Here is a 20,764-nt window from a genome sequence, read left to right on the forward strand (position 1 = left end):
TCCGGCCCTGGGGCGTTCCTAGGTTACTCGTCGGTGTCGAAGGCGAAGAACAGCTGTTCCGTGGGCACAGCCGCTTCGGGGAGCAGGTCTGCGGCATCAGTCGGGTCTACCACGTCGTCTTCGTCTTCGTGGGGGAGCGCGTACTGGTCGGCCAGCCTCGCCAGGTGCAGGACCAGCGGCAGCCCGAGTGCGTCGCGGTACTCCTCGCTGAACCGCTGCTGGTGGACGAAGGCCGCCCATGCCTCGGCGTCGTCTCCCGGCTGAAGGCAGGCGACGGTGACCTCCAGCAGGCTCGGGTTCCAGGCGTTCGCGGTGGGGCGGTATGCATCCCGCCCACTCGGGTTGACGTGCGGGGTCAGCTTGGCGTCGTCGTTGGTCAGACCGGTCTGCGTACTCGACTTGTCGGCCGTGCTGTAGAAGACGCGGCCCGATGCGTCGGGCTCCGTCGGCACCCAGAGCCCCTTGGCGATGCCGCCGCGCTGCTGGCCGGCGAGGTCCGCGGTGAGCTCCTCCCGTTCTGCCCACCACTGCGCCGTTTCGTCCCGGGTGGCGTCAGCGATCCGGACGATCCGCAGCCCCTTGCCGTACAGGCCGAGTCGCTGGGTCGGACCGCCGTCGAGCCCGAGCCTGTCTCGCTCCAGCCCGTCGTTCCGCAGCCACGGCCAGCGCTTGCGGATGTCCTGGGCGTGGGCCAGGACCAGGGTGGGGGTGCTGCGCAGCCGCGACAGCGTGTTCTTGATGAACGCTGCCGTGAGGGCTGACTGAGCCAGCTCGCTCCGCAGCTCCTCGTCCCGCACCCGCCCGGTGAGCGACTTCAGCAGCACCGGGTAGGGCACCCACTCCTGCATGTCGGCGCTTCGGCCGAGGACGCAGGTGGCGCCGGGACGGAGTAGCACCGCGATCGGGGTGAACTGCGGCTTGCCGGTCGGCCCGTCGCTCCGGCGTTCGACCAGATGGAAGGCGACCTGGTTCAGCCCCTCCGGGATCAGCTCGCCCAAGGTGTGCTGGGGAACGAGCCGCAGACCGAGCTGACGGAGCGCGTCCGCCCACGCGGCCTCGGCCCGAAGAGCGGCTTCCTCAGCCGCCTTTTCCGGATCGCCCTCCGTGTCCAGCGGCCGGATGAACTGGGTGACCAACCCGCCGTCCGCGCAGCCCAGCCGGATCGCGTGCTTCGGGTCGGCACGCCGCCGGGGGCCGCGGTACACATCGAGGCCCTCCAGCTCGACGAGAGCGAGCTGGGCGCCGGGTACCCGCTCGCGCAGCGCTGCCACCTCGGCGGAGACCAGCCGCCGCCGGTCCGCGATCGCCTCGTCGTGCTCGATGCCGATCCGCGGGACGCGGTCACGGCCGAGCGGTTCGCCGAGCGCGCCCAGCGGGTGTGCGTGGAGCCGCACCGTGAGCTCAGGCGTCTTCCACGTCCAGCTGCTCGGGCCGTGTTCGGCCCGCCCGTCGACCAGGCCGAGTCCCTTCTCAGCAGCGGCGACCAGCCGGTCGCGTTGACCGTCCGACTGGTACAGCAGTACGCCGATGAGTTCGGTGTCGGGCAGTGCCTCGGCCATCGCCCGGCGGCGGGTCGCGGCGTTGGCTGCCGAGATCTGGCCATGGGTGTCCAGGATGGCGGCGAGCTTCTCCGGCAAGGTCTCCTTCTTCGGGATGGCCGGCAGTTTGCGGAGTTGCTTCTTCGGTGGCCGGGCGAGCCGGCTGCGCTCGAGGTACGGGGCAGGCATGAGGTCGGGCAGGAGCGCCTGTTCGGCCCACTCGACGACTCGGCGGCGCTCGCTCGGCATGAGGCCGGAGTGCACCGAGTGGGATCCCATGGCCGTTTGATGACCGACTGCGAGCTGGATTCCGTCACGGCCGCCGATCCAGTGCTCGGCCTCCTTCACCAGTCGCTCCGGGGAGGGAATGTGGTCGAGTGCCGTGACGGCAGCCAGCATTCCGCCGGCGCCGCCTTGGCGCCATTCCGTGGTGCCATTGCGCCACTGGAGCGTGGCGACGGAGAAGCGGGTGGATGAGGGCCCGTTCGGCACCAAGGAGGAGTCCGGCAGCAGGTACACCGAGGCTCCCTTGCGGTAGGGAAGCCATACTTGGCCGCTGACGAAGCGGCGGACCCCTGCACTGAGGTGGACACGTGGGACGGGGGAGAACGGGACGGTGCGGACGGTGACTCGGAGGGTGGCCGAGTAGTACGCGGGGGTACCGGTGCCGCGTTTGGTCCGGTATTTGATCGGCGGCCACGACATCAGCTCCGCGCCACCGCTGCCGGCGCCCCGGGCTCCGCCGAGACCGGCGACCTGGTGGAACGCCAGCTGTTTTCCGCCGTGCTCGTACGGGGGCTGGGCTGCGATGCGGGCGGCGAGATGGTCCGCCAGCAGTCGGTAGACGTGCGGTGCGGGATTGGCGGTGCCGTTCATGGACGGTTGCTGCTCGAGCAGGTCGACGGTCCGTGCCTGCCAGTGAAGGGAATCGGTGTCGAGGTCGCGGAAGCAGGCCAGCAGTCGCGAGGCGCTCTCGGGGTCCTCCGGGTTGCGCTGGAGGTTCCGCAGCCAAGCGGCGACGAACATGTTGGTGACGGGCTGGGGATAGGCCTGCGTGCAGTAGAGCCATGGGCGTTCGGCACCGAACGTGGCAGTAGCGTCGACCGTCACGATGTCGGGCGCGGTTGCTCGCAGGAGTTGGTTGATCTCCTTGGTCGGTACCCGGCGGGGATGCGGGCCGCGCCGCTCGGGTCGCCCGCCGGCTCGGAGTGCGAGCAGTGGTTCTTCCCACGCGGCGGGCAGGGTGAGGCAGTGCATGGGCACGGTGAAGTGGTCCCGGCCGGGAACGGGTCGATAGGCGGCGGCCCTGATGCGCTGGTACTCCATGGTGTCCTCCACGGTGACGGCGGGCGGGTTGAAGGTGTGAAGGCCTGGTCAGACCATGCCGGTGAGGGCGCGGTACAGCGGTTCGTACAACTCCTGGACGAGGGACTGGTCGAGCTCCGCGGGTTCGACGGTGTCCTCGTCCCCGGCCTCGCCGAAGTAGGGAGCGAGGACGGCGCGCATGCTGGCCAACAGGCTGGTGTCCGGGGTGTCCGCCGCCTGGAAACCTGCTTCCCGAGGGGAGAAGGCGGCATCGACGAAGACGACCCGGGCGGGCACTCCGCCGCGTACCAGTCGGCCGATGACCTGCCACATCACCACGAGTTGGTCCCAGGTGAAGGCGGTCTTCTCGTCCTCACGAAGGCTGGACCAGGCCATCCGTCGGGTCAGGTAGCGGGTCCACTGGCGGAAGGCGGTGCTGCGGAACGCGACGGCAGCCCGGTCGGGGCTGGCCGCGGCCAGCGCGGCCTGCCGGAAGGTGCCGTCACTGTCTCGGAGTTGGCGCGTGGCCCAGTCGTTGATGGATTGGACGGCGAGCGAGATGTCGTCCGGTCGCGGGTGCGGCCGAGCGAGGAAGTACACGCTGCCGATCGCGGCCTTGCCCGAGCCGAGCACGATGTTGTGGCCGCGCTCCACCGCGAGCAGTGGTGCGACCAGGAGGTCTCCACCGAACCGGGGGAAGGTCCGGACGTCGCCCCGGGGGAGAGCGCGGACTGTGGTGTCCTGCGGAAGCCTGGTCCAGGCGTGGTCGACATCGGTGTCGTCGGAGACGAGCTGGGTGACGCGGCCGTTCCACTCCGGGATCTGGTTGAGGAACTCCGCGGCGCGGCGCGCCTCGTCGTAACTGCCGACCAGAAGCAGGATCCGACGTCGCTCAGGGTCCTCGATCTCGGCCAGCTCGGTGTCCAGCATGCTGAGCGAACCCGGCAGACTGCGGTCGGGGACGGCGAGCTGTCGGAGCATCTCGAGCAGAGCCTGCGGACGCTCCTCGGGGTCACATCCGGACAGGCGCAGGGGCCTGGGGCGTTCTCCGCCAGGCCAGTAGAGGAACTCCTTGCGGAACTCGGTGCCCAGCACGGCTGCGACCTCCTCGTCCCGGGGCCGAAGGACTGCGCCGACCTCGGTGTGCAGGTGGTAGCGGCTGGAGGTACCGGCCCAGCTGGTCGCGGACATCAGCAGGACGTTGGGGCCGGGCCGGCCGTCCACGGCGCACAAGTCACCCAGACGTACCAGCAGTTCCCGGCCAACCCCGTTGCAGTGGAAGAAGCGGAGCTCGCCGCTTCGGTCGCCGTCGCGCTCCCGGTCGTCAAGGCGGAACTGGAAGCCGAGGACGTTGCCCATCGGAGATTCGGGAATGACCGCCTCGTAGTCCTTGGGCGGCCTGCGGGAGAGCACGTTGGAGGCGTTCTCCAGGTGCAGCGCGGCCTCGACGCGCGGCCAGAGCGTGGTCATGAAGTCGAGCCGACTGTGCAGGGCCGCGAGAATCAGCGTGAACTCGAAGCGCCGGGCCTGGACATCGATGCGGTCGAGTACTCCCGATCCGCGTTCGACGAGGTTCTCCAGGGTGTCGCGCAGCCGGTCGCGGGTTCGGGCACCGTGCGGTGCGTGCAGCAGTTCCAGAGTGAGGTGCACCAGAGTGTTGACGATCGGTGTGACCTCGTCGTCGCTGTCGGCCGGGTGCTCGTGCAGTGGGTCGTCCCGGAACTCATGCAGTGCGCGGTCCAGGACCTGGGCCTCCGGAAGTGGTTGCTGTCCCTTCTCCCGCCCGGGAAGCCAGCTGTCGAGCAGCAGGTTGTGCAGGGTGAAGGCACTGAAGTAGTCGACGCTGATCCAGTTCCGCAGGCGCTCGTCCTTGACGAGGAGCGCGTAGAGCCGGTCAGTGGCGGCACTGACCGTGTTGACCGCGTTGCTCCAGTCGTCGACATCGCGTGCCGAGAGCTGCAGTCGCCCGTCCCGGGCCATCTGCTGGAACTTGTGGACGGCGACCTCGTCGAACCACGAGTTGGGGGAGCGACCGACCAGGGTGCTGGCCGGCGCGAACGCAGTGTCGAGCTGCATCTGGACCCGGTCGGCCTCGTCCACAATGACGAGGTCGCTCAACCTGCAGGCGAGTTCGAGGTAACGCAGCTGCTCGTCGTGCTGATGCTGCGGAACCGAACTGTGTACCAGGCCCGCCGGGGTGGAGACCCAGACCTGGGCCTCGACCAATTCGCGGGCGCCGCGGTGACGAGGGCAGCGGTCCCAGAGGGGGCAGAGTCGCCGCTGTGGCTTCGGCCGCTTGGCAGGGCGCGCGGCCGGGTCCTCCGCGTCGAGCCACGGGTCGCCCACCGGTGTGTCGACCACGGTGAACAACGCAGTGCAGGGGGCCTGGCGGATGCCGAGCGGTCGGCGTGCCTCGAGGCCTCGCAGGACATCCACCGGACAGGCACTGCTGAGGTAAGCGAAGCCCGGATGGTCATGCCCGAGCATGGTCTCGGCGCCCGCGGTCGCGGTACGGCGGTGCAGCCGGCTGATGTTGCGCTCACGGGTCGACTGGCCGAGGACCGGTGCGGCCCGCACGCCGAGCCGCTCGAACTGTGCAACCACCGCAAGGGTTTCGGCGACGTCGCTGACCACGATGGTGACCCGGCGGGCCGGTTCTCTAGTGACCACGTGGTAGGTCAGGATGTCGCGGACAGTGGACTTGCCGGCGCCGACCATCCCCACCAGGTGGAGCAGCCGGTCGATCCGCAGCTGCCCTTGTTCGGTGAACCGCCCGAGCTCGTCGTCCCGGACGAGCAGCCGGACGCGTTCGAGTCGGTCACGCCACCTGTTCGGGGCGCCGTGGGCCGTGGTGACCTCGGCGGCGTCCATCGCGTCGGCAGCCTTGGCCAGGTCGGTCCAGCTGACTTCGATCGGCGCGCCACGCCCGCCGGGGAGCGCGTCGAGGTCATGCGCGAGCGGCCGGACGCCGGTGAGCAGATCGTCGGTGAGAACCACTGAGTGCATTCGGTCGTCCACCCGGAATGTGTACTCGCCGGGTTCGGCGATCGGGGTCGATCGGGTGGAGAAGTCGGGCGCTTGGCTGAGGACTTCCTCGAACACCTCGAACCGCTGGCTCGAGCGTGTCGGCTCCCGGCGACGCGGCACCGAGTCCGGTGCGTCCAGGTCGTAGCCGCGGAGCTGCTGGGGCACCTCCAGGTAGGACGTGAGAGCCTCCAGCCAGCTGGTCCGCCGGCGCAGGTCCCACAGCCGGTGGCGGGCACGCAGGAGGCGCAGCCGTTGGGATTCTGTGTGCACGTCGCCGAACACGTCGCTGTAGGGATAGCCCCCGAGCAGCGGCCAGACATCGAGGGCGGTACGGCTGGGGGTCGCGCTCTGCAGGAGGTAGAGGCCCAGCTCGACATCGAGGAGGTCGGCCGGCCGGAACTGGCCGAGGCTCTCCGGCCAGACCTCGCGGAGCTGCTGTGGCGAGCAGCGGTTGTGCCAGCCACGCCGGTCACGCATGGTCGTCTCCTTCGATGGGGGTGGCCGCCCGTTCGGGGCGGATGGCGATCTCGTTGCGCACCAGGCGCAGGAAGGCTCGGTCGTCCAACAGCTCGATGCGCCCGGCGAGGTCGACTGGAACGTGGCGCCGGAACTGCCGCCCGTAGGCCTCGTTTTCCCGGAAGCGGTAGTGCGGGACGACGAGGAAGGCTCGGTCGTACGGCGGGTCGCTGCGGAACGGCGTGAGGGTGCGGGCGAGTAGCGCTGGATTGACGCGGTCCTTGACGTCCACGGCCCAGTGCCGCCCGTCAGGCAACGGAACGCGCAGGTCGTAGGCGTCGAAGTTGGGCCACATCTCGGCCGTGATGCCGAAGCGGCGGCGAAGGGCGGCTTGGAGGTCGGTTTCGGCGAGGCCCGGGCTGGTTACGAACATCCGTAGCGGGCGGGAGAGTTGGAACAGGCCGCCGTTGTCGGCACGGATCGGCTTGCCGCCTGCTCCGGTGCCGTCGCGGCGGCAGCGGTCGAGCTCGCACCTGTGTCCGCTGTCGACCAGGGGGATCATGAGGCAACGGCATCGTCCGCACTGCCACCCTGCGCCGTCCATCAGGTAGGACGCGGGTACCGGCTCGTAGCAGCGCTTCAGGACGGAGTGCAGCAGCATGCCGCACTCCGGGTCGCCGCCCAGCAGCGCGAGTTCGGCCCCAGTGAGGACCGGCCTGGTGGTGAGCAGGGTCCGGAAAGCCGTGTACGCGCCGGGATTGCGTGCCGCCCGGCATGTGGCGAGGGCTTCGTGGATCACCTCGTTCTCGAACATTTCGGCGGCCGGATCCGCCGCGCTCACCTCCCACTCGAGGCAGAGCTGGCTGGGCAGTCTGGTCTCCGGATCGGAGAGGCGGTAGCTGGCGTGCCGGGCATCTGCCGGCAGTTTCAGCGGCCAGCCGGACAGCGGGCGTTCGCGTGCCCACCGGGCCAGTTCGGGGACACTGCCCGGGGGCTCGACACCGTTGCGCAAGCAGTGCAGGACCAGGCGGTTGTAGGAGTTCTGCACCCTGGCGGGATACACCGGGTTCGGTACGGCGCGCAGACGGGACAGATCGACCAGGGCCGTGGCGATCTCCCGCAGCAGCGCCTCGTCGGTGCCGGCGGTGGTGTTGGTGGCGTTCATGCGCCGTTCTCCTCGCTGGAGTCGCTCGTGGCGGCGCTGACGCACCATTGGGACACCGGGCACTGCCGGCAATGGCCGCCAGGCTGCGCCGGCCAGACATGGTCGTCCCGCCACGGGCCGGCGTAGCCATGCAGCACGGACCGTGCTTTGGCCAGCCGCTCGGGATCGGTGGGGTCGATCATGTGCGGGTCCGAGCCTTCCGGCCGCAGGATCTCTACCTCCACGCGTGACCCGGACGGGTCGCCGCCGAGCGCCCCCGAGGCGAGCAACGTGACCGCCAGGGCGAGCTGCGGGTAGAGGTCCAGGAGGTCCTCGCCGTGCCGCTGGCGCCGACGGGTGGTCTTGAGCTCCCGCCAGATCCAGGAGCCGTCCTCCCGGTACAACAGGTCCGGCTTGCTGATGACCAAGGCCTGGGCCGCCGTGTCGTGAACCGCTCGCAGGGCCTCGGAGTCGACCTCCTCGATCAGCCCGGAGTCGTGGAAGGGACAAGCGTCGACGTGGTGCAGAAGCATGGCGTGGCCAGCTGCGGCGTCCGCGTCGGAGACCTGCCACCGGCCGGTGGTCCAGTTGACGCCGAGCGGCGGCATGTCGGCGACCGAACAGGCCGGGTGGCCGTTGCGCCGGTGGAGTCGGTCGAGCCAGTCGTGAACAGCCTGGCCCAGCTTGGCGGAGTCGGCGTACTCGGCCTCCTTCGGCAGGTGCAGGGTCCGCAGATACGACTGCGCCGGGCAGGCGGCGTGATAACGAAGGTCACTCACCGAGACCTTGCGCAGCGGTGCCGGGCGCGCGGAGAGACCGAGCACACCAGGGACACGGGGGAGCGCGGCGCAACCGGTTAACTGCTTGCAACCCACGCATGCCGACCCGGGCCGCGCTGCCCCGCCGCGTACGACCTTCTGGACCTGCTGGGCGCCGTAGGTGTCGTAATACGCCTTGGCATCCTCCGGACTGCCGTTGAACTGGACTGTTGACGAGCCGTCGTCCAGGCCGACCTCGACGATCCGGATCTGACGGGGCGGGGAGGGCACCCCGGTCAGGGCGAAGGGCTGCTTCCACCGACGCGGCCAGGACGCCTCCGCCCCGAACGCCGCGGCATAGGCGGCGATCGCGACCTCCCCAGGCGTCGACGATCGGGCGCCAGCATGCCGAAGCCGCCGCAGCTCCCGGAGAGTGCCGTCTGCAGACCGGTACCGGCGCCACCAGGTGTATAACTCCCATCGGAGTCCGTTGTCGCGGCGGACCACCCAGTAGTCCCGCACCGGAACGAGCTCATGCCCGGCCTCACGGGCCAGATACTGGACTACCGCGTGCTCGGTGTAAGAGCGGTGCCCGGCGTGCAGCGGCCGCTTGCGGCCGGCCAGCGCGGCGAGCGCTCGGTCGGGTGACACTCCGTCGAACTCGACCAGGTCGAGCACCTCGGTCACCGGCCCGAGGGTGAAGTCCTCCAGGACCTCCTTGGGCAGCTGAGACGGCACCCGCGTCGTGACCGCCGGTCGGGCTTTGGCTGAGTCCCGGGCAGGACACGTGTGGTCCTCATCGCCCCCGGTTCCCGGACTGATTCGCACATGGCGGTCATCGCCAGTCATCCACTGCGGCCTGTGCCAGCGCGCACTGTCGCCCATGCCCTCCCCTTCCAAGACGACGGCACCGCACCTCGCCGTCCTGAGACGTTGGGGTGCGCCGGGCTACGACCATAGCGCACATCCTTGGAAGTCTTTGGAGAGTATTCTTGGAATCGCTTGGTTGATCTTGGAAATCGATGGACGGTGCACTACGCTGCCGTCATGGCCGCATCAGTCGAGGAACTCGAGAAGCGCCTCACCGCCTTGCGCGCCCAATGGCGGGAATCGCGGCGCGCCGGCGACAAGACGGCGAGCGCGCGCATCCGCAAAGAACTGCGCGAGGTCGAGGAGGCCTGGGAGACCGCGCTGGACGAAGAGGAGGCGAAGGAGGGCGCGCCCGCCGCCCCGCCCCACCCGCACGCGGAACAGCAGCAACCGATCGGACAGCCGAGCCACGGCGCGATCCCAGTGCGCGAGCAGGTCTACCAGTCGCTGACCGTCCTCGGCGCCCCCGCCTCGCCCAAGCTCATCTCATCGGTGTACGAGGCGTTCTTCTCCGAGCCGCTGGTCGCCACCAAACTCGCCTCGCTCCGCCGAGACGAAGAGCGCTCCTTCACGGCGCAGGGCTACTCCCGCCCCTACTACATTTGCGCCGCGCTCAACCACGACCGCCTCACCGCCGCGCGCGGCCTACTCGCGGTGTCGGTCTGGCCGCTGGAGCGACGCCTCATCACCCCGCTCAGCCCCCGCGCGGACTTCCTCCGACACGCGATCGGCACCGCCGAACAAATCCAACGACTCAGCGACGCCGGACACCCGCCCACCGACGCAGCCTGGCGACTGCTGCGCCGATTCGCCCTCACCATCCCCGGCGCCTACAGCGAGGACACCCGGCCGGATCCGGCCCGTGTCCTCTCAGCCGCGCACACCGAAGCCGCAGTTCACCAAGCCGAGGGTGACAGGGAGCGGACCGCGGCGGCCGGCCGCGCACGCGAACAACTCAGCGACGTCCAACAGCTTTTCGGCGCCCGGGAACTGCACAATGCCCTTCGCAGTGCTGGGGGCTTCTTGTAGCTGATCTCTGATGGTGGAGATTAGCAACGCCCCGAATCCTCCCAAAGACGAGACGATGCCCCCTCAGCAACTCGAACCTCCCGACCGGCTCTCCCGGCTGCGCGGCGACCGGCCGCCTCAGCCGTACAGCGCCCGGAAGATCACCGCACTCACCGCGAATCCGGCCTGCTCGAGGCGGGCCGTCCTGGACGCGTCCGGGGTCGACAAGACCGCCCTGGCTCAGCGAATGGGCTACGAGCCACGCTTCGGCCAGTCGCCGTTCGCCATCGCCCGCGAGGAGGCGTTCAAGGCCTTCGTGAAGTGGGGAGCGTACGCGGAACTGATCAGGCTGCTCCGTGAGGAGCTCGGCGTCCCCGTCGAGGAAGCCAAACTACAGGACCTCACTGACGTCGGCGGCATCACCACGATCGCTGTGCGCGAGCGGGAGACCCGCAGCCTCATCGAGGCGATCGCCGCCGGTGACCAAGACCGGCTGATCCTCCAGAATCCCGTGCTGACCTTGGAGGTGGCTGGCCAGCTGGCCTACCTAGAACCCGATGCCCTGACGCACCGGATCGACGGGAAGTTCCACGTCGTCGCGATCAGGTCCTTTCCAGCGATCGACGGCCAGGCCAACCCGACAGCGGTCGCCCAGACCGCGAAGCAGGCCGCCGTGCACGTCCTCGCACTGCGCCGCGCATTCGCCGCCGCTGGCCTCAACGCGGAGCAGATCGCCAACACCTTCCTGCTGATCTGCCCCAAGGACTTCTCCAGCCGGCCGTATCTCCGCCAGATCGACCTCCGCCAGGAGCTCGACGCGCTCGCCTTCCAGCTGACCAGGCTCCGCCGCGCCGAGAACCTGGTCCGAGACCTGCCGCAGACGGCCACCCTGGACACTGACCGGGACCCAGGTGAACTCATGGAATCGGTCGGTCGGTTACCTGCCTCCTACGTCCCCGACTGCCTCTCCTTCTGCGAGATGGCACGCTACTGCCGTGACGAGGCGGCCGCCCAAGCGTCCCCAGCCCGGCTGGGCAGCGCCGTGCGGAACGACCTGCCAGGCATTGACTCCACCAGCACCGCCCTCGCCTACCTCGACAGGATCCTGCCGCAAGGGGAAGAGGCAACCGAGACCATCGAACTGCTCCTTGCCGCCGAACGCCTACACCGCCTGCGCCGAGGGGATGTCGCATGAGCATGCTCACCACAGTCGCCACCCTACGGGCGACCCAGACCGGCCGAGCCCATCCGTTGACCACCGTCCGGCACCAGCACCTTGACGCGAAGCCGTTCGTCCTGGTGCCGCTCACCCTCGCCGGAGAGGCCTGCGCACCACTCGCCGCCCTGGCCGGCACCGACCCGCAACGCCCGACACTGCTGACTGTCCGTCAGCCGCGCGACAGAACCATGAGGTTCCGCTTCGTCGAAGAGCTCGGCGCCCTACTTCTGCCGTACATTGAGGACTGCCGTGCCGAGGCCGAAACCTACACAGCCGGCCGGGGCAAGGAAGCGGAGGAACGGGAACGCGCTCTGCACGCACCCCAGCTCCTCGTCCCAAACGGCGAGGGCATCGCATACCTCCGCCTGCTCGGCCGCCTCACGCGGCTACGCGCAACCGAAGGCCCGCACGCCGTCCACCCCGACGTGCCAACGCTCGGCAAATGGCTGACCTGGTTCGCCGACCAGGCGGAATTCCCCGGATCCAGCACCACGCTTGCGGTGAGCCGCGTTCTCACCGCCCATTGGGCGACCGGCCAGAGCTCCGCCGAGGACTCTCACTTGGCAGCAGTGGTGGCCTGGATCGACCCGCCCGAGGGCCGCAGCGGTGCGGACGCCGCCCGGGAGACCGAGGACCCGCTGGTGTGGCCGCCCGCCGGCCCCGCCACAGACCCGGGCTTCGACGGTATCCTCCACGACCTGTTCGCCCGCTACACGGAGACCGAAGGGAGAGTGAGAGAGCGAGTCGGCGAGCGGATTGACCAGGCGCTGCTGGGGCAGCTGCGGCCAACCTGGGACCTAATCTGGCACGGTGTCGGCCTGGCACGAAACCTGCCCGAGGGTGAGCGCGTCGCCGCGCGATGGACCTTGGACCGCCAACTGTTTACCGACTACGCGGCCTACCTTGACGAACACGGCCACCCGCAGGGCAGACGCGACCGTGCCGTGGGAGCGGCGCGGCGTCTGGCACGGCTGGAGAACGCGGTCGCCCGGTACGAAGCCGAACGAGCCTATGACGACCCCCTGGTGATGGCACAGTACGAGCTGACAGGTGAGGCCTTCAGTGGGACGGTCGTCGCCCGCGAGGAAGACCGTTTCGTCCCCGGCGCCAGGTCCCCCCTCTGGCGACCGACCATCACCGTCCACACCGACCGCCCGGCGCGTCTGAGCACAGGAACCAAGGTGACCTCCCCGGCACGGTCCGGCCAATCCGCCGAGATCATCGAGGTGACCCCACACGACGGAACCGACCTGGTGGTGCTCCAGCTCAAGGGCGGCTTCGCGAGGAAACAGAAGCCGCCCGCGCCACCCGGCACAATCGCCACGGTAGGCGAGACGGTGACCTACACGGTGCTCGACCTCGGCACGATCATGGCGAAGCTGCCCGCTGAGGAAGACACCCCGTGGACCCACGGGGGCCCGCGCAAGCCCTACGAACCGACCGATGAGGACGCCGAGGAGGAATGGGAGTGAACAGCACCACGTCCACGACGCCTGTCCCGGCCCAGCGCACCCCTGCCGACAACGCCGTGAACCCGGCCGACCGCGCTGACCGCGCGGTCGCCGCGATCCTGTCGGACCTCGACACCGCCACCGGTCGCGGGGTCGTCGTCGACTCTCCGCCCGGCGCCGGCAAGTCCACTCTTGTAAAGCGCGCCACCGGCCACCTCACCGAGGCCGGCCACCAAGTAATGATCGTGGCGCAGACCAACGAGCAGGTCGACGACCTGGTCGACAACATCGCCCGGGAATACCCGGATCTGGCGATCGGCCGCCTCCACAAGTCCGACTTCACCCTGCCACCGCGCGTCGCCCGCCATCTGAACGTCAGCGCGGGCGACAAGATCGAAACCTTGCGGGACCTGCCCGTCGTGGTCTCCACAGCCGCCAAGTGGGCATACGTCGACGTGGAAAAGTCCGGAACCTGGCGATGGGCCATCGTCGACGAGGCATACCAGATGCGCTCCGACGCCCTGCTCGCGACCGGCCCCCTCTTCGACGCGCCCGAATCCCAGGTGCTCTTCGTCGGCGACCCGGGCCAGCTCGACCCCTTCGCCACCGTTGACACCGACCGCTGGCACGGGCTCAGCTGGGATCCACTGCGGAACGCGGTGGACGTCACCCTCGCCCACGAGAAGAGCCTGCTCCGGCATCAGCTACCCATCTCATGGCGGCTCCCAGAGATGGCCGCGCCCTTGGTGTCGCAGGCGTTCTATCCGTACTACCCATTCGAGTCGGGCACCACAGCGGCCGAACGCGTGATGACCTACGGAAGCGTGCCCCATCGGCCGACGTTGGAAGACCCGGTGCTGGCCCAAGCTGCCGCCACTGGCTGGGGCTACCTAGAACTTCCCGGCCGACACACCCTCGACCACGACCCTCAGACCGCCGAGGCACTCGCCGCGACGGCGTCCCGCCTGCTCGAGCGCGGCGCGCTGGTCAACGGCGAGCCACTGACCGAGTCCCGAATCGCGATCGGCGCAGCCCGGACGACCCAAGTGAACGCGGTACGCGCCCGGCTGGCCGATCGCGGCCTCACCCAGATCACCGTGGACACCGCCAACCGACTCCAGGGACGGGAGTTCGACGTCACCCTTGTCTGGCATCCGCTCTCCGGCCGGGCGGACGCCTCCGCGTTCCACATGGAGACCGGACGCCTGTGTGTCCTGCTCTCCCGGCATCGGTTCGCCTGCATCGTGGTGGCCCGGGCCGGAATCACCGACCTGCTCGACCGGCATCCTCGAAGCAGCCCCGTCCACCTTGACGTCCAGCCGAAGTTCCCGGACGGCTGGCGAGCTCACCAAGTAGTAATGGGGCAGCTGGAGCACAACGAACATCGAACCACGGTGCATTACTGAGGTTTTCTTTCTGTTATCGGTGGTGACAGGTGGTGATCTCTGCGGTATGCCACTGATGTGCGGTACGTGCAGGGGTGGGGGCCTGACCGCTGAGCGGCGGGCGTTTCGTGAACAGGTGCAGCTGGAGGCCGGTGCCCGGTTCAAGGCGGGCGAGAAGACTGCGGGGATCGCCCGGGATCTGCGGGTCAGCGAGCGGTCGGTGGAGCGCTGGCGGCGGTCCTGGCGTGAGGGTGGTGCGGATGCCCTGCGCTGGGCGGGTCCGGCAAGCATGCCAAAGCTGTCCGCGGCCCAGTTCGTCGAGCTGGAGGCGGCGTTGGGCAAGGGGCCGACCGCCCATGGCTTCGAGGACCAGCCCTGGACGCTGGTTCGGGTCCAGGCGGTGATCGGCCGCTGGTTGTGATTGTCGATCGCGATGGTATGGCGGTTGCAGAGCAGGGCGACTTACCGGCCCCGCTTTCACATGCCGCTCAAGGGAGCCCGCGAGAGCTTCGCCTGGACTGAGTACCGCGATCTCGCCGTCCGTGCCGTGCCACATTCAGCTCAGTGGCCCGATCGTCCTGGTCTGGGACAACCTCAACACTCACCTGGCCGTCGGTATGAAGCAGTACGAGGCGGAGCACGACTGGCTTACCGTCTTCCAACTGCCCTCATATGCACCAAACCGCAATCCGGTCGAAGGCCTTTGGCCGCTCCTGCGTCGCGGCCTGACGGCTAACACCGCTTTCACCGATCCGGGTCATCTCACCCGCACTCTCCGACGCAGACTGCGGCACATCCAACTGCGACCCGCCCTTATCGATGGATGCCCGGCCGGCACCGGCCTTGCACTCACCCCACCGACCCCACCCTGAAAATCTCAGTAGTGGGCGGGGTAGCTGCCGGGGCTGTGAGGGGCTTCGATCGTGATGGTCACCGGGCCGGGGGTGGGGCCGGCGGTGAGTGCGGGGGGCTGCCGCCGCTTCCACCTCAACCCGAACGACAACGTGGGCGCCCGATTCATCGCTCCGGACGGCCCCGGGGCCGTGCCCTGGGCGTCAGCGACCGCCTCGGCGCTGGTGTTGATGTCGGGGAAGTGGGATCCCGGGGGCCGGAGACAGGGCAGGTACCACGCAACCCCTGCGTTCCGGGGCCTGTCACGGGCCCGGCACGCGGCGTGGCGCTCCCCGTCGTGTACGGGAGCCGATGTCGTTCGGCGCAGAGCTGCCCACCGGTCAGGTGTAGCTGCCGCGCTCGGTTCTGCGCATCCGTGCAGTAGCTCCTTCGTCCTCCCGACCTGTCCCCCCGTGATCGCCCCGGCGGCGGCATGATGCTCAGGCGGCGGTGCGGTGCTCGTCCTCGTCGATGGCGTCGTAGTGGCGGGTGCCGAGGGCCCAGCTGGTGAGGATGCGCCGGTCGACCAGGATGAGGTCGTGGCGGGCGGCGAAGGCGGCGGCGTCGCGGGTGAAGCCGTTGAGTCCGATCATGACGGGTACGTCGGCGCCGTGTTCGGGCCGGGCTGTGCCGTTGAACGTCTGGACGTCCCGGGATCCGACGGGTTTGTTGTAGTGCTTGCACTGGAGGACGACCTTGCGGCCGTGGTGGTCCCAGGCTGTGACGTCCGCGCCGAGGTCGCCGGAGCGGCCGGAGTGCTGTACCCGGGCGAACCCGTCCCGGACGAGCAGCGCCGCGCAGGCCTTCTCGAAGTCGGTCGGGTGCATCACGTCGAGGTGATGGATCGGGTAGGTCAGGAAGGCCGGTTCCTCGTCCTCGTACGCCTCGTCCGCGTAGTGCACGTACCCGCGCGGAGCGAGGAAGTGCCAGGCCACCGCAAGGACGGGAACCAGGACGATCGGACTGGCGATGAGGGCCGACCACCAGGGATGGTCGATGATCCAACCCCACACGTCTGTGCTCAGCCAGTTCCAGAACGAAGTGGTCAGCCACTGCCAGAAGACCTTGGCGGCGGCCACGGTCAGAACCGCTCCGGCGATGAACTTCAGCAGCGGGTCGAAGGTGCCGTCATCGCGCACTACCGTGCCCTCCCTGTCGGATTCGGTGTGCCGGAGCTGGGCCACCGAGTGGCCTGCGTCCCGGTGTTCGGGCGGGCAGGCGCAGCAGGTCGTGCAGGGCGACGCCGTGCTCGGCCCACTGCCGGAGGCGATCGCGGTCGACCCAGTGCACGCCGTGCCTGTCGCCCCAGGCCTTGGCGTCGCGGGTGAAGGACCCGTTGGTGACGACGACCGCGGTGTCGGCCCCGTGCACCGGGCCGGCGGTGCCGTTCACCTGGTACATCACCTGGGAGGCGACTTTGGCGCCGACCTTGGTGTGCTTGGCCTGGAGCACGATGCGGCCCAGGGCCGGATGACGGCCAATCACGTCGGCGGCTTGGTCGCCCTGCTGCCCGACCTTGCGGGCACTCCAGCCGTCGCGCACCAGCAGATCCCGCAACGCGTACTCGAACTCCTGGTCGTCCAGGGCGTCGATGCCTGACAGACCGAGCCGCAGCCTCGCTAGGCGCTCGGTGCGGCGCCGGTCCGCGGCCCGGCGGCGCACCCACCGCGCTGCCGCGCCGACGACGGCCGCGACCGCCACGCTGGCGAGAACGGGCCAAAGCCGTGCGGCCGCCCGGGCACCGGCCCCGGCCGCGGGGACAAGAAGGACGAGCACCGCGAGGGCGACAGCGCAGGCCGCGACAAGCTCGATGATGCCGCGCGGCCGGCGCAGTCTGCGCCGCCTGCGGGCCATCAACGCCCCGCCGGGACCGAGGCCGCCGGCGCGGGAGCCGGCGGCGGGGCCGCGTCGGCGTCGCCGAAACCGATGAAGTGCCCCCACAGCCACACCGCGGCGCAGATCCCGGCGATCGTCCAACCGCTCATCCTCTTCGCGCTCGCGCCCGGGCGCGGATTGCGGCGGATGTGGCTGCGCACGACGTGGAAACCCTCGGGTACCGGCATCGGCCTCTTCTCCTCTCCGTCGGCGAGCCGCGCAGCGCGGCCCGTCCCGCTCCCTGATGTAGCAGCGAGCCACGACAGGAACCGGCGGAACACCAGCAGATGATCAGCGGCCAGGTCGCGAACCGGACAATGCCGTCGCGTGCGTCGCCTCCCGCAGCCGGACGCGCGACGTGGCTGCTGGCTTTGCAGGATGAGGTAGGCCGGAAGAGCGCATGTGGGGAGGTGGGTGGTGTCCGGGCCGGCCGTTGTCGAAGGGAAGACGCATCCCAGCTGGGCGGACGCACTTCCGCGGTAGGGCGGGCAACCTGGTCATAGATATGGCGAAAAGTGGCGGCGCACACCGCTGGTACACGAGCGGGGGCGCCAGCGCCGGCGCAGTTGGTGCCCGATGCTCCTCCAACGGCAGCCTGGCGGCTTGCGGAGACCGACCGCCGACGGATTCCTTCAAACCGCAGCCCCGTGCGAGCCGTGAAACTAACCTCACGTCAGTTGGGAAGAGGAAAGACGAGAGGGTGGAAATGGCGCCCGGCAAGAGGAGTCCGCAGCGTGGCGATCCGATCGCGCATACCCCGCACGACGAAGGCGGTGGCCTCGCACTGCTCGGCGGGCTGGTCGCTCTCGGCACCGTCATCCAGACCGCGGCCTGGATGTGGGGACACCCACTGGTTGCGGCAACGGCCCTGACAGGCGCCGTCGTCGTCCTATTCGGCCTGCGTCAGGCACTTCGATGCACCAGCCTCGGCCTGCTACTGCGCCGGTACCTCCAGCCGCTGTGGGCGCTCGTCCGCGAGGGTATCTCCGCACGCCTCGCCCGCGCTCGCACTACACTCACCGCAGCTGTCACCGATCGCATCGAACGGTGGGCTCACGAGCCGCTGCGCCGAGACGCACCGGCCGAGCCCGCCGCGTCGTATGTGCGGCGCCCTCATGCCCACACGCTGGAGGCGTTCGAGGCTGCTACGCCGGTGCGGTTCGAGGAGATGTGCCGCGAACTGCTGGAACGCGACGGTTTCGCCAACGCGAAGCGGGTGGGCGGCGCCGGCGACCTCGGCGCCGATGTCGTCGCTGACGACCACCTGGGACGGTGCGTGGTCCTGCAGTGCAAGCGATACGCGAATGCCGTGGGGTCCGAAGCCGTGCAGAAGTTCAACGGCACCGCGCGGCCGGTCCACGCCGCCGCCGTCCCCGTCGTCGTCGCGCTCAACGGCTTCACCGACCCCGCGGCCGACTTCGCCACCCGACAGCGGATCCACCTCGTCGACCGCGAGCGCCTCGCGCGCTGGGGCGCAGGCCGGCACCTCTACGACGTCCTGGAGATCGAGCGCGGCCCGGGGGCGGCGGACCTGATCGCCGGCTGCTACTCACCGGGTGGCCTTTACCAGTAGCGGTGTCGTCGCGTCCCTCATCCCGAGAACCGGCTGATGTTGTCGGCACCGGGAACTAGGCTTTCGAGACCGCCATCGACAGGGGGGCTTCGTGTACGACAACCCGTTGGCCGCCGACGTCCCGCTCGGCCCGTTCGAGGGGACACCGGTCACCGTTCACTCGGCCAAGGGCAGGAATGCCAAGCTGCACAGCACGACGGACTGCTCCCAGCTCCGGACGGCAGCGGTCACGGAAGCCAAGGTCCTGCTGGACGCCGCGACGGTCGGACGGCTGTGCGCCCAGTGCTGGCCCTGGGGGCCGTGGACGAGGTCGGGGAGCGGGCTAGGTGTCTTTCTGCGGGCGCTCGGCGGGAGTGGGCTGCTGTTCCAACTGCAGTGCTACGACGGGCCCGACGAGGACGTCGACTGGGACAGCGGGGAGGTCCAGGCCGCAGCTGGCTTTCTTCACTCGGTGACCTCGTACGAGAGCGAGGACTGCGACGAGGACGGCGAAGCCCGTGACGAGGACGTCCGTCACGACGCCGCGAGGCTGCGGGACCGTGTGTTCGACCGGTGGCGTGCAGCGGCCCAGAGTTTGCACCGGGCCGAGAGCATCGCGGCGGTGTTCCCCTGGCTCGAGGATTGGGCGAAGCCGAAGCTGATCGCGAAGAAGCAGCACCTGGAGGAACTGCGCACCCACGCGGCAACGTTCGTCGACCCGGCAGGACTCCTCGCCGGCGCAGCCACGGCCGGCATGAGCGAACCCGACCTCCCGGTGAGCGATCCCGCGTTCGGAGCGCTCGGCAAGAGCAGCGAGATCGCCAAGGGCCTCGCGGCGCTCTGGCGCGACTGGCAGCACGAAGCCGCGGGTAGCCGGAACGGCTCCACCCGGCCGTCCTATGTCGTGGCGAACCTCATGCACGGAATCCGGAGCAACCGCAAGGGGTACGACCAGACCCGCTCGGCCGCCGAACAGCTCGTCGCCTCCTGGGCGGAGCACGCTCGCACCGTCGTCGCCGCCGCCGATCCCGCGTCCACGCAACGGGTGAAGGTGACGCTGCGGGAGATCAAGGAGAGGACCCCGCACCAGCCCGAGCACGGCTTCCTCCACGACATCGGCTCCTGGACGCTCGGCGTCCTGGTTACCCACCTCACCGACGCCGACTGGGGCCGCCGCACCCTCACCCTCCGCGTCCCAACACTCGTCGCGAACCGACTCCTCACCAACTCCTGGCCGCTCGCCTGCGAAACCCTCGACGACGACACCGCGCCTGCGAACGGCGACGCTCACGATCCCACGAGCCACATCCAGCCCGGCGTGTTCGACGACACCCCGATCCTCGAACGGCGGCCGGTCACCGTCGAGCACCTGCGTGCCCTTCGCGTCTTCACGCCCGACGCCGATCAGCTGTTCATCGTCTTCTCGACGAGCGGCGGCGCCGAGGTCCTGCCGTTGACCGTGATCGAGAGGCGGCTGGCCGGCGGCTGGCAGGGCGTGATCGTCGCCGGCGTCTCCGACCTGCCGGCCAGCCTGATCAAGCCTTGGGCCGAACGCATCGGCGCCCGGCCCGAGTCGGGCACGTGCCGGTGGCCCCAACCCGTATTGGACGCGGACGGTCCGCGCTTCGGAGCTGAACTCGGTCTGGAGTACGGCGAGACGCGGGCCGCCTGGCTCGCCTTCGACGACCGGGACCGCGAACCCAACCTGCGGCTCCTCGCCATCCTCCGCGGCGTGCACGACCTGCGCACCCTCGATGGAGGCCACGACCGTGACGGCCACCGTCGCACTGTGCCCCAAGCGGTGTGGCACGGTCTGCTCGCCGAGGAGACCCTTGACCTCGAACCGTTCGAGCCCGCGACCGGAGACCGGCGGCGAAGGGGAAGCGGCATCCCGCTCGGTGTCCTCGCGAACGTCCAGATCTACACCACGAACGCCAACCCGCGGATCCAGGGCAAGGGCCACTCGCCCCTGTGCCGGCACTCCAACGAGCGTGGCGTCGCGGACGACGACGACCTCCTGGCTCCCGCAGACCTCCTCGGCCGCGAGGACCTCGACTACCACTGGTGCAGCAAGTGCGGCGGCTACGCCGTGCGCCGGCTTACCGATACCCAGCTGTCGTACTACCGCGCGGCGCACCGCCTCCACGAGATCGCCCGGGACCTCGACCGAGAGCGGGGCGGCGAGCGCCTCGACCTAGTGCTCTGACCGCATACGTTCGCCGGGTTGGGGGCGTGGCGGCTTGATGCAACAGGGGGAAGCCGCCTCTGTAGGATCACGGGCCCAG

13 protein-coding genes and 1 pseudogene are annotated in these 20,764 nt (G+C 69.5%); 7 read left to right on the forward strand and 7 right to left on the reverse strand.

Annotation, left to right across the window (positions count from 1 at the left end; genetic code table 11):
• Nucleotides 1–23 precede the first annotated feature (23 nt).
• Genes ABTY15_RS24930 through ABTY15_RS24945 form a run of 4 tightly spaced genes read right to left on the reverse strand, consistent with a single transcriptional unit; the run spans nt 24 to nt 8,915 of the window.
• A complete protein-coding gene (locus ABTY15_RS24930; RefSeq protein WP_350599456.1) occupies nt 24–2,864 on the reverse strand; it encodes a pPIWI_RE module domain-containing protein in 2,841 nt (946 codons plus the stop codon).
• 48 nt (nt 2,865–2,912) lie between these two features.
• Nucleotides 2,913–6,347: a pPIWI_RE_Z domain-containing protein gene (locus ABTY15_RS24935; RefSeq protein ID WP_350599459.1), complete on the reverse strand. Its 3,435-nt coding sequence runs from the start codon at nt 6,345–6,347 to the stop codon at nt 2,913–2,915.
• Nucleotides 6,340–7,491 carry a pPIWI_RE_Y domain-containing protein gene (locus ABTY15_RS24940; protein WP_350599461.1) on the reverse strand — a complete coding sequence of 384 codons (1,152 nt, stop codon included), beginning with the start codon at nt 7,489–7,491 and terminating at the stop codon, nt 6,340–6,342. Before ABTY15_RS24940 ends, ABTY15_RS24935 begins: the two co-directional genes overlap by 8 nt.
• Nucleotides 7,488–8,915: a PD-(D/E)XK nuclease family protein gene (locus ABTY15_RS24945; protein ID WP_350599464.1), complete on the reverse strand. Its 1,428-nt coding sequence runs from the start codon at nt 8,913–8,915 to the stop codon at nt 7,488–7,490. The genes ABTY15_RS24940 and ABTY15_RS24945 overlap by 4 nt, the downstream gene beginning before the upstream one ends.
• A 360-nt stretch (nt 8,916–9,275) precedes the next feature.
• Between ABTY15_RS24945 and ABTY15_RS24950 the strand changes: the two genes are divergently transcribed.
• The 5 genes and pseudogenes from ABTY15_RS24950 to ABTY15_RS39845 all read left to right on the forward strand — a co-directional run bounded on the left by ABTY15_RS24950 (nt 9,276) and on the right by ABTY15_RS39845 (nt 15,033).
• Nucleotides 9,276–10,127 carry a hypothetical protein gene (locus tag ABTY15_RS24950; RefSeq protein WP_350599465.1) on the forward strand — a complete coding sequence of 284 codons (852 nt, stop codon included), beginning with the start codon at nt 9,276–9,278 and terminating at the stop codon, nt 10,125–10,127.
• A gap of 10 nt (nt 10,128–10,137) precedes the next feature.
• Nucleotides 10,138–11,301 (forward strand): hypothetical protein, encoded by a 1,164-nt coding sequence (locus ABTY15_RS24955; RefSeq protein ID WP_350599468.1) that lies wholly within the window; start codon nt 10,138–10,140, stop codon nt 11,299–11,301.
• Nucleotides 11,298–12,797: a hypothetical protein gene (locus tag ABTY15_RS24960; protein ID WP_350599469.1), complete on the forward strand. Its 1,500-nt coding sequence runs from the start codon at nt 11,298–11,300 to the stop codon at nt 12,795–12,797. Before ABTY15_RS24955 ends, ABTY15_RS24960 begins: the two co-directional genes overlap by 4 nt.
• Nucleotides 12,798–12,853: 56 nt before the next feature.
• Nucleotides 12,854–14,182 carry an AAA family ATPase gene (locus tag ABTY15_RS24965; RefSeq protein ID WP_502893581.1) on the forward strand — a complete coding sequence of 443 codons (1,329 nt, stop codon included), beginning with the start codon at nt 12,854–12,856 and terminating at the stop codon, nt 14,180–14,182.
• Nucleotides 14,183–14,237: 55 nt separating this feature from the next.
• A pseudogene (locus ABTY15_RS39845) lies at nt 14,238–15,033 on the forward strand (transposase).
• A 459-nt stretch (nt 15,034–15,492) separates the two neighbouring features.
• Here ABTY15_RS39845 and ABTY15_RS24980 read toward each other — a convergent pair.
• Genes ABTY15_RS24980 through ABTY15_RS24990 form a run of 3 tightly spaced genes read right to left on the reverse strand, consistent with a single transcriptional unit; the run spans nt 15,493 to nt 17,115 of the window.
• Nucleotides 15,493–16,191: a restriction endonuclease gene (locus tag ABTY15_RS24980; protein WP_350599477.1), complete on the reverse strand. Its 699-nt coding sequence runs from the start codon at nt 16,189–16,191 to the stop codon at nt 15,493–15,495.
• Nucleotides 16,181–16,906 carry a restriction endonuclease gene (locus ABTY15_RS24985; protein ID WP_350599482.1) on the reverse strand — a complete coding sequence of 242 codons (726 nt, stop codon included), beginning with the start codon at nt 16,904–16,906 and terminating at the stop codon, nt 16,181–16,183. The genes ABTY15_RS24980 and ABTY15_RS24985 overlap by 11 nt, the downstream gene beginning before the upstream one ends.
• Complete coding sequence (locus tag ABTY15_RS24990; protein ID WP_350599484.1) at nt 16,906–17,115, reverse strand: hypothetical protein; 210 nt, start codon at nt 17,113–17,115, stop codon at nt 16,906–16,908. The genes ABTY15_RS24985 and ABTY15_RS24990 overlap by 1 nt, the downstream gene beginning before the upstream one ends.
• A gap of 518 nt (nt 17,116–17,633) precedes the next feature.
• On the opposite strand from ABTY15_RS24990, the gene ABTY15_RS24995 reads away from it, so the two are divergent.
• Complete coding sequence (locus tag ABTY15_RS24995; protein WP_350599496.1) at nt 17,634–18,500, forward strand: restriction endonuclease; 867 nt, start codon at nt 17,634–17,636, stop codon at nt 18,498–18,500.
• A gap of 91 nt (nt 18,501–18,591) precedes the next feature.
• The gene (locus tag ABTY15_RS25000; RefSeq protein ID WP_350599487.1) at nt 18,592–20,685 is read left to right on the forward strand and encodes a hypothetical protein; all 2,094 of its coding nucleotides are present in this window, start codon (nt 18,592–18,594) and stop codon (nt 20,683–20,685) included.
• Nucleotides 20,686–20,764: the final 79 nt, after the last annotated feature.

The sequence above is a fragment of the Kitasatospora sp. NPDC097643 genome, assembly GCF_040302625.1.
Classification (GTDB): Bacteria; Actinomycetota; Actinomycetes; order Streptomycetales; family Streptomycetaceae; genus Kitasatospora.

Coding starts and splice junctions, on each gene's coding strand:
- ABTY15_RS24930 (WP_350599456.1), bottom strand. CDS start 2,864: ATGGAGTACCAGCGCATCAGGGCCGCCGCCTATCGACCCGTTCCCGGC.
- ABTY15_RS24935 (WP_350599459.1), bottom strand. CDS start 6,347: ATGCGTGACCGGCGTGGCTGGCACAACCGCTGCTCGCCACAGCAGCTC.
- ABTY15_RS24940 (WP_350599461.1), bottom strand. CDS start 7,491: ATGAACGCCACCAACACCACCGCCGGCACCGACGAGGCGCTGCTGCGG.
- ABTY15_RS24950 (WP_350599465.1), top strand. CDS start 9,276: ATGGCCGCATCAGTCGAGGAACTCGAGAAGCGCCTCACCGCCTTGCGC.
- ABTY15_RS24955 (WP_350599468.1), top strand. CDS start 10,138: ATGGTGGAGATTAGCAACGCCCCGAATCCTCCCAAAGACGAGACGATG.
- ABTY15_RS24960 (WP_350599469.1), top strand. CDS start 11,298: ATGAGCATGCTCACCACAGTCGCCACCCTACGGGCGACCCAGACCGGC.
- ABTY15_RS24985 (WP_350599482.1), bottom strand. CDS start 16,906: ATGGCCCGCAGGCGGCGCAGACTGCGCCGGCCGCGCGGCATCATCGAG.
- ABTY15_RS24990 (WP_350599484.1), bottom strand. CDS start 17,115: ATGCCGGTACCCGAGGGTTTCCACGTCGTGCGCAGCCACATCCGCCGC.
- ABTY15_RS24995 (WP_350599496.1), top strand. CDS start 17,634: ATGGCGCCCGGCAAGAGGAGTCCGCAGCGTGGCGATCCGATCGCGCAT.